The organism is Bhargavaea sp. GQ12 (assembly GCF_059758705.1).
On sequence record NZ_JCAXEU010000056.1, the window covers coordinates 1 to 364 of the forward strand.

Consider the following 364-nt stretch of genomic DNA (forward strand, 5'->3'; position numbering starts at 1 on the left):
TTGGACTTATGTCAAGAAAACGGACACGTAATTCTTAGGTAGATAGGAGGTCTAAACCCCTACCGCGCTTCGCTTGGTGCGGCAGTGTGGTTGAATGATTCCATTTGGAATTATTCAACCACACTGTCCTGTTGAGGATAACTTGAATGCTTAAGCAGACAGGTCTTCCCAGATTTTCTGTAACTCAAATTCCACCGGGGAAAGATAGCCCAGCGAAGAATGGATCCGTACCGTGTTATAGAAATTATCGATGTAATTACGGACTGCTTTTTCCGCTTCTTCCCGGGTCACTCTGCCCAGACGGTAGATCAATTCTTTCTTTAAAGTAGCGTGAAAGGACTCGATGCAGGCGTTGTCCCAAGGG

The 364-nt window shown here is 45.9% G+C and carries 1 protein-coding gene; it reads right to left on the reverse strand.

From position 1 onward, the window contains the following. Positions 1-150: 150 nt before the first annotated feature. Positions 151-364, reverse strand: a 214-nt coding sequence (locus AC6CHQ_RS16375) for an integrase core domain-containing protein (RefSeq protein WP_498082078.1), incomplete at its 5' end; no start/stop codon positions are given.